Consider the following 8,442-nt stretch of genomic DNA (forward strand, 5'->3'; position numbering starts at 1 on the left):
CGGGTCGGCCGGACCCAGCCCCGCGAGGATGCCGAGCCCGCCCATCGGCGCCGCGTTCGCCGAGTTCGTGAAGGCGCCGATCTCGCCGGTGCCGGCCATCACGAAATCGGTCGCGACCGAGCCGCCGAACGCGACGAGCAGGCTGCCGCACGAGAACGCGCTGACGTGCCCGCCGAGCACCCGCGGCTCGTTCGCCCAGCCGCCGATCGGTTCCCAGGTCGCGCCGGCGTCGCCCGAGTACCACACGCCGCCCTTGGCGGTGCCGGCGTAGATCCGTTGACCGTTCGGGCTGACCGCCAATGCCCGAACGCGTCCCGACACCCGCGGCCGGCCTTCGGCCTGACCCTGACGCACCGCCGACGGGCCGATCGGCACCCACCGGTTCGTGTCGTTCACCGGGAAGACGAGCGGAGCCGGCGCGGCCAGTGCTGCCGCGTCGGCGGCAAGGGGTTCGTCACCGTCGGCGTCCGTGTCGGCCCGTGTTTCGACCGGCGACGCGTGCTCGGCGAGGTAGGCCTGCATCGCGTCGCGCAACGCCCGCCGATCGACGGTGCCTTCGATCGATGCGACGTGGGCCTGGCGGGCCGCCGCGTTCTGACGCTTCGCCGCCTTGCGCCGCGCGTGGCGCGCGTTCGCCTCCTGTGCCTCGCGCGCCGCAGCCGCATCGGCCGCGGTGTGGTTCGCCGTGTCGGTCATCGCCCGTCACCGCCGTCGCTCTGATCCATCACGCGCACCCAGCCCTCCTGGATCTCGTGGGGTGTGCGCGGCAACAGCGCCGCCTGCGTCGCCGACACGATCGGATCGTCACGCCAGGTCAACGGTCCGGTCCGTCGGGTGAACTGCTGGTTCTCGCCGAGCAGGTCGACCTTGGGGAGGCGGATCTCGGCGGGGTCGACCAGCACCGGCCCGACCCGCACCGACGGCATCAGCCGCGCAAGACCTCTGCCGGTCCAGGCGTCGGCGAGCGCCAGCGCCTTGCGCGGCAGGATGCCCGAGGTGACGTGGACCCGCCCGGCCGGCAACATCAACAGCGTCAGGCGCACGGCCTGGCCCGGTCGTAGGAACAGTGTGTCCTCGGCCACGAGCAGGGGATGATCGAGCGGAGCCAGGTCGGGCGCGTCGACCGTGCCGAGCAGGCCGAGTTGCCCGCGGTGGCGACCCACGTCGTTCGCGTCGGCGGCGAGCGCCTTGTCGACCAGGTGGAACCGGTCGTAGTCGTCGTCGACGTAGAAGCCGAGCAGCGAATCGTCGCTGCGCTGAAGGTCACCGAAGCGCACCGGGAAGCGCTGATCGGTGAGCGCCTCGAACGCCGTCATCCGCGCCGGTTCGCCGCCCGGCGCGGTGACGATCACCTCGCCCACGTCGTCGGGGATGTCGAGGCGCAGCGTCGCCTTCACCACCGCGATCGGGCGCCCGACGAGTGACGCGACCGATGAGGACCCCAGCGCTGCGTACGTGTCGACCGTCCACAGGGTGGTGTCGATCGCCCGGAGCAACGCGGTCAGCGACGAGTCGACGCCGGCAGTGCCGGACGCGCGGTGGGCGACATCGGCGCGCACCACGCCGGCTGCGATCTGACCGATCGTCAGCGCCCCCGGACCGAGTTCGGCCAACGGTCCAGCGCCGGGCGGGACCGGTCGGCCGGGGGCGGGATCCCACCGCACCGCGCCGGTGATCTCGTGGTGGCTGAGTTGGCCCAACGCGGTGCCCTCGACGTCGAACGCCTCGAACGCTTCGTCGATGTGGTCGGCCATGAAGTACCCGGCCACTGGGTTGACGGCGAGGTTCGGTTCGAGTTGGTTCACGAATGCCTCGGGCGCGGCGAGTGGATCGCCGGTGTACGCGGGATCGACGAGGCGGAACAACCATCGCGCCCCGTGTTGCATCCGCGGTGCGACGCGGATCGCGGCCGGCGTGCCGTCGACCTCGAGTTCGGACGTGGTCTGAGCGTCGCCGAGCGGCACCTCGAGCGTGCGGCCGAACGCGTCGACCAGGCGCAGCTGGAGCAGTCGGATCGTGCCGCCGAACATGGTGATCGGATCGCGGGAAGCGACCGGCCGGTCGTCCTCATCGACCCCGCTGGTGAGGTTCCCGACGAAGTCGATGCCGAGCAGTTGCTCGCGGATCCCGTCGAGCGACGCCGACGCCAGGTCCAGCGGTCGCAGGAAGTCGTCGAGGCGTTCGAGCACGGCCTGCTCGTCGGCGTCGAGCACCTGCTCGGTCGCCTCGCGCTGCTCCTCGGCGGCCAGCCACCGCTCGATGCCCGCGTGCAGCGCGTTCGACAGGCCGCGGCCCACCGGGCTCCGGCCGACGAACTCCCGGGCCACCGGATCGACGAACGGATCGTCGGTGCGGCGCAGGTCGAGGTCGCCGAGCTCCCAACCGGCGAGGCCGGTGCTGCCGACCAATTCGACGCGCCACTCCAGCCACAGCGGCACCCACGGCTGGCGCCACGCGGTCACCCCCAACGGGCTCGGTGTGGTTCCGACGATCGCCGAGAGTTTCGCGACCTCGGCTGCCGCCTGGTGACCGACGATCGTGTCGTAGGTGGACACGCTGTCCCACGCGTCGCCGGCGACCGCCTGTGGGCGCCGCCCCCGCGTGGTCGCAGGTGCGGTCGACAGCGTGCCGACGCCGGTGCCGTCGTAGCGTCCGTCGGGCGCGTACAGCCGCAGCATCTCGGCCTGCACCCGCGTCTGGAACTGCCCGACGATCGCGGGGTCCGGCGCCGCCGCCTCGGCGACCCAGCGCGTCACGTACGGGTTGAGCAGCATCGCCTCGCGGACCACCTGCAGCACCTCGAAGGGGAGGGCACCGGAGCCGAGGGTTGGCACCAGGTCGGCGCCGTGCACGACGTTCTTGATCTCCTGCACGATCTCATTCGGGAAGCGGCACCGCAGCAGTCCGTCGGCATCGTGGAGCCCGTCGTGGTGGTGGCGCAGACTCGGCCGGGCGCCCTTGATCGCCACGACCGGCGCCTGGGGGCGGAAGATCCTGGGTGCCGGACGTTCGACCGTGCGGCGGCTCCCCAGCGCGTTCGCGCTGACCCGCCCGTCCACCCCGGCGAGGGCGGCCTTCGGGTCGACGATCGCACCCGCCGGACCGGGGGCGTTCCGCTCGCTGAACACCACCGCGTCGCGCCAGCCGACCTGCGGGTCGAGTTTGTCCGGTGTGCGCGCCGAGCCCGCGTTCGCACGGCCCTTGCGGCCGACCGTGGTCGGATTGGTCGACGCCGTGTCCTCGACCCGGAGCTGATCGGGTCGTGCGTTCGGCAGTGGCGGCCCGGCGAGCGACCAGAACGTGTCGGCATGCTCGCGTTCGGCGATGTCGCGGGGTCCGTCGGGTTCGCCCAGCCGGTCGATCAGGTCGCTGCTGAACGCCGCCGCCAGCAGTTCGGCGCCGCGGCGGGCCTCGGGTGAGGTGCCCAGCGTGTCGGCGCCGAGCGCGGCGACGACGTCGTCGGTGTCGAGGCCGATCGCGAGCGAGAGCGCCGACTCGCCGGGCCGTTCGTCGACCCCGGCGGGCGGGGCGTCGACCGGCACCCCCGTGACCATGCCGTGCAGCAGCGACAGGAACCTCGGCGGGCGGGGGCTGAGCACGAGCCGGGAGAAGCGCTCGACCGGCGACGCCAACTGTGGCGCGACGTCGGCATAGGTGAACGTCGTGTCGGCCCCCTTGACCATGACCTCGGTGACCGGTTCCTCGGCCGGGCGCTGGAGCACGCCGGTGTCGGACAGGCGATCGAGAGCCGGTTCGTCGGGGTCGTAGGCGACGGGATCGCCTTCGGGGTCGAGATACCAGCCGTAGTCGTTGACCTTCTGGGTCAGTGCGCCGCTGCCGACCGCGAACAGCGGATCTCGTTCCTGGTCGGGGCTCCAACCGGCCACCACGTAGGTGGCGACGTCGGCGAAGAATCCGTCGGAGGCGGTCTCGGTGAGCTGGTCGATGTCGTCGAGCGGATCGTGGAAACCGAACCGGCCGGCGCTCGCGTGGTAGCTCGCGGTCCACAGCGGGGACCCGCCGACGGTGCCGTCGACGCGGTCGAACTCGGCGGTCCCGTCCGGGGTGTCGCCGGTGAAACCGTCGAGGTCGGTGACGGTTCCCTTGCGGGCGTCGATCACCCACCCGCGCAGCATCGGCCGATCGAACCCGTTCGGGAACAACGCCCGCACGACCACCCATCGCTCCGGCAGTTCCGGCAGCTCGAGCTCGCCGCCGGCGTCGGACTCCGCGCCGCGCAGCAGCGCGTCGGGCGTCGCCCAGTGGAGGTGGACCCCCGCCGGCAACGGGTCGCCGGTGGCGAACGGCGGCGGGTCGTCGAAGCCGCCCGTCACGGCGACGACCGGTTCGGCGACCGACGGATGCGCCACGTATGCCTGCACGTCGATCGGCACCAGGATGCGACGGTTGCGGTTGAGGGCGGGATCCCACGTGGTCAGCGTCGACACGTCCATGTCGGCGCGCACGGCGCTCGCCCAGCGTTCCGCGAACACCGCGGTGTCGAGGATCTCGCTGTCGATGATGAAGTCGAATCCGCGGGGCATGTCAGATCTCGTTCTGGTCGAAGACGAAGGTGTGCGAGACGACATCGCGGTACGACACCGTCGGATGGAAGACGTCGGCGACGATCTCGTTGTCGACGTCGCCGAACACCTGCCGCCACGGGAAGCGGATCAGCTGGAGGGCGTACTCGGCGCTGTCGAGGTCGGTGACGCCGTCGCCGTCGTCGTCGGCGCCGGTCTCGGGGTGCGTTGCGAGTTCGTCGGCGAGGCGGCGGATGTCGACGACGCCCGATGCGCCCCGGTAGCGAAACGGCACGTCCACGGCCGCGTTCGGGTCCTGCGTCAGGTACTCGAAGGTGTCCTTGTCGCGGGGGAACAGGGTGGCGGACCGCTCGCCGCCCGCGTCGGTGACGTCGAAGCCGAACTGCACCCCCTGGCGCGGCTCCTCGATGTGCACGACCTGGGGGATGCCGTCGAACAGGCACAGCAGCACGGCCGGCGCCAGTCGCTCGAGGCGAAGCAACCGGATGCGTCGATCGTCGTCGTCGGGGAACTGGGCGTCATCGCCTTCGGCCGGATCGACGTCGAACGCACGCACGTGCATCCCGGGCCAGCCGGCGACCGCGTCGGAGCGCAGCAGGAAGCCGCTGATCGGGCCGGCCTCACCGGTGCGCCGAGCGTTCGACGCCCCCAGGCGAACGTTGCGTTCTTCGACGTCGAGCTCGACGCGGATCGCGTCGTACTGGGTGCCGAGCTGGACGCGGTCGTCGCTGTTGACGGTGCCGACGCTGAGCGCTCCCTGCACGATCGCGTCGGTCCATTGACGGTCCACGAAGAACCATCGGATCGACTCCGGTGGCAGCAACTCGGTGTCCGCGACGAGGTTCGCGAAGGGGACCCCCTCCAGGAGTCGCAGTCGCACGAGCCAGTTGCGCAGCTCGGCGGGCATGGCGGTGTCGTCGTCGGGACCGAAGTCGAGCACCGGCGTGTTCGACACGAACGCGTACTGCGTGGCGAGCCCGTGGATGACGTCGAGGTTCTGGTTGATCATGTGGACTCCCCGTCGTGATCGTCGGCATCGGATGGCCGGGTCGGTTCGGCGACGAATCCTGTGCCGCCGGTGAAGGGCAGGCGTCCACCCTCGGCGATGCTGCCGATGATGTCGTTGTCGATCACGTTGCCGCCGCGTGTGATCAGCGTGGCGTCGGGATCGAGGGTTACGCCCACCAGATCCGAGACGAGCCCGGCGAACGGAAACGTCGGTCCCGTGACGGCGTCGAGGATCAGGTCGTCGGCGATGGCGTCGGCCACGAGTTCCACACGCGCCTGGTCGAGCGGTCGTTTGAGCGAGTCGCGGATCGCGACCGTGCCGATGTCCTCGAGGACCACCTCGAGGTTGGGCGTGTCGATGTCGCGGACCGCCGAATAGATCTTGTCGAGATCGCCCCGCAACGCTGCGGCGTCGATGCCCAGACCCGCGGCCAGCACGTCGCTGGGCAGCCCGTCGACATCGATCGGTCGTCCCGCCGTGACGAGCGGTCGAGGGTTGCCGAGGAACAGGTCGGGGTTCTCGGCGATCGCACCGGCGAGCATCCGACCGGCCCTCGGGCCGAGCGTCCGGAAGTCGGCGTACGCGACCTCGCCGAGCAGCTCCTCCCAGAACGGTCGGGCTGCATCGAGGAGGGCGCCCGCGCGGGCGGTGCGGTACTTGTCCTGACGCCACCGCAGCAACGACGCGACGATCGAGGGCTGCGAGAGCGCGAGCAGGCGGCCCACCTCGAACGCGGCGGCGAGCGAGAGGTCCTCGCGACCGTCGGCGATCACGATCCGCAGCTGATCGGAGCTGTGCGCGAGCGGCAAGCGGTTCTCTTCCTGTGGCGCCGGGTGGGGCACGAGCGGCCCGCGATACCACGACCGTGTGGCGTCGCCGTCGCGCGTGGTGTGGGGCAAACCGACGTGGCCGGTCTCGACCACCTCGAGCGGCAGTCGACCGTCGGGCGGCTCGGCCGAACCGCCGGCGTGGCCGAGCAGTCGGGAGTCGAGCCCCTCCATCAGCGACCGGAACGTGGTGTCGCCGACCGAGGTGAAGCTCCAGTGCATCAGCACCGGGAACGTGTACTCGACATCGACCGCCTCGAAGACGCCGCCCGGCACGAAGATGCCCTCGGCGAACTCGGCGAACTCGGCGAACTCGGCGACGTGGCGGAAGTCCCGAGCCATCTCGACGCGGATCTGGGCGGACACATCGGCATCGAGCCCGGCGACCGACCAGTCGGAGCGCGCCGAGCTGGCCGCCGCGCCGGACCCCGCCACGCCGGACGCGAACGACGTCGCCGTCGTGCCGATCCCGGTGTCGGCCGCAGAGCGTGGTTCGGCTGCGGGCCGGACGTCGCCGAGCGGTAGCGGATCGACGAGGACCTGCCCGAGCAGGCTCTCGTCGACCCCGCGCTGCGACGCCGCGGTGTGCATCGTCAAGTGGTCGTCGGCCGCCGCGTCGGCGACGAGCACGTGCGACGTGTTGACGAATGACGTCGCCAGGACCGACACCTCGGGGGGCGGGTCGAGCGAGCGTTCGAGCAGCCGGTCGAACTGACCCTCGAGGTTCACCAGGCACGCCGAGTACTTCACCGGGACCTCGTTGCCGTCGTCGTCTCGGCCGGGGAGCGGCAGCCGATTCGAGATCACGACCGCCAGGAACCCGTCGTCGTCGCCCAGCAGCAGCTCGGTGTCGCTGATGTCGACCTCGCGGGCGTGGGCCAGCAGCGCCACGTCGTTCTGGGTCGGGAACACCCGGTCGATGACCGACTTGCGAACCCGCAGCCGGTTGCCCTTCTCGACGTCGACCGGACCCGCCAACTCCACGCCGGCGGTGATGCAATCGGCGGCGTCGATGCCGGTCTCGAGAATCGCCTCCCCCTCGGCGATCAGGACGAGCGCGAGCCACGGCCGCCGCCGACCATCGGTGGTACCGATGTCGCGCTCCCACGGCAGCGTCCGACGCTTGATCACCACTTGGGGAAGCCGCGCCCCGTAGTTGCCGAACGAGTTCGCGGGTGGGAACGTCGACAGCACCTGGTCGGGCGGCATCAGATAGCGCGGCGACTTCACCCGGAAGTGGATCTGTCGGTCCTCGACGCGCAGATCGTCGGCGTCGAGATCCGTGGTGCCGGTGTCGGCGGAGAGCTCCTGACTGCAGGTGAGCCGCCAGTCTCCCGCCACCAACGGGGGAGTGATGCTCGTGTAGAGCTGGAAGTGTCCTTCGGGAATCGTCATCGGCGGCCTCCCCCCACCTCGGCGAACGGGCCGGTCCGCTGCGTGTCGGGACGAGACGGTGGTGCCGCGACCGACCGCGGCAACGTCACGGCGGCGGGGTCGCTGCTGCGGCTGCGACCGTCGGCGGGCACCCAGGTGACCGCGGCGCCTGCGCCGGTGATCGAACGGAAGCGCGCCACGACGTCGAGCAGTCCCCGCTCGGCGATCACGTCCGCGACGTGATCGACCGACTCGCCCGACCCGATGACCGCGGCGAGTTGGCGTGAGCCGCCGGTCCTGGTTCGAATCGAGCACCCGCGGTCGTCGATGTCGTCGACCTCGAACAGCAGCAGCGACAGGTCGCCGGCCTGTACCACGACGGGATCGACGGGCTTGCCGGCGCCGTCGACGACCCGGCTCGCCCCGTGGATCTCGACGGCGAACTCGACGAGGCGCTCGATCGGTGCGCCGCGGAGCGCCACGCCGACCGTTCGGACCCGATCGCCGAACCGGGTGGACACCGCACCGGCCCGCCGCACGAGGTCGCCGGCGACCGTCCAGCCGAGCTGTTGGCGGCCCCGTGTGCCCTCGACCGTCACCACGCATCCGGCAGCCAGGGCACTGCGGCCGCTGAGTCGCGCGACCTGCGACCCGTCGTGCCAACCGCAGACGGTGATGCCGGTGTCGT

5 protein-coding genes are annotated in these 8,442 nt (G+C 71.3%); all 5 read right to left on the reverse strand.

Annotated features, from left to right (window positions below; genetic code table 11):
• Positions 1-696: beta propeller repeat protein (locus ON45_RS18930; protein WP_040496057.1), on the reverse strand; the 696-nt coding region annotated here is incomplete at its 3' end.
• On the reverse strand, positions 693-4,544 hold the full coding sequence (locus tag ON45_RS18935) for a hypothetical protein (RefSeq protein ID WP_040496059.1): 3,852 nt from the start codon (positions 4,542-4,544) through the stop codon (positions 693-695). The genes ON45_RS18930 and ON45_RS18935, both read right to left, overlap by 4 nt.
• A gap of 1 nt (position 4,545) precedes the next feature.
• Positions 4,546-5,553: a hypothetical protein gene (locus tag ON45_RS23250; RefSeq protein ID WP_040496061.1), complete on the reverse strand. Its 1,008-nt coding sequence runs from the start codon at positions 5,551-5,553 to the stop codon at positions 4,546-4,548.
• A complete protein-coding gene (locus ON45_RS18945; RefSeq protein ID WP_040496062.1) occupies positions 5,550-7,775 on the reverse strand; it encodes a hypothetical protein in 2,226 nt (741 codons plus the stop codon). Before ON45_RS18945 ends, ON45_RS23250 begins: the two co-directional genes overlap by 4 nt.
• A partial coding sequence (locus tag ON45_RS23255; RefSeq protein WP_040496064.1) for a hypothetical protein occupies positions 7,772-8,442 on the reverse strand: 671 nt, incomplete at its 5' end. The genes ON45_RS18945 and ON45_RS23255, both read right to left, overlap by 4 nt.

This window comes from Ilumatobacter nonamiensis YM16-303, from assembly GCF_000350145.1.
Lineage (GTDB): Bacteria > Actinomycetota > Acidimicrobiia > Acidimicrobiales > Ilumatobacteraceae > Ilumatobacter_A > Ilumatobacter_A nonamiensis.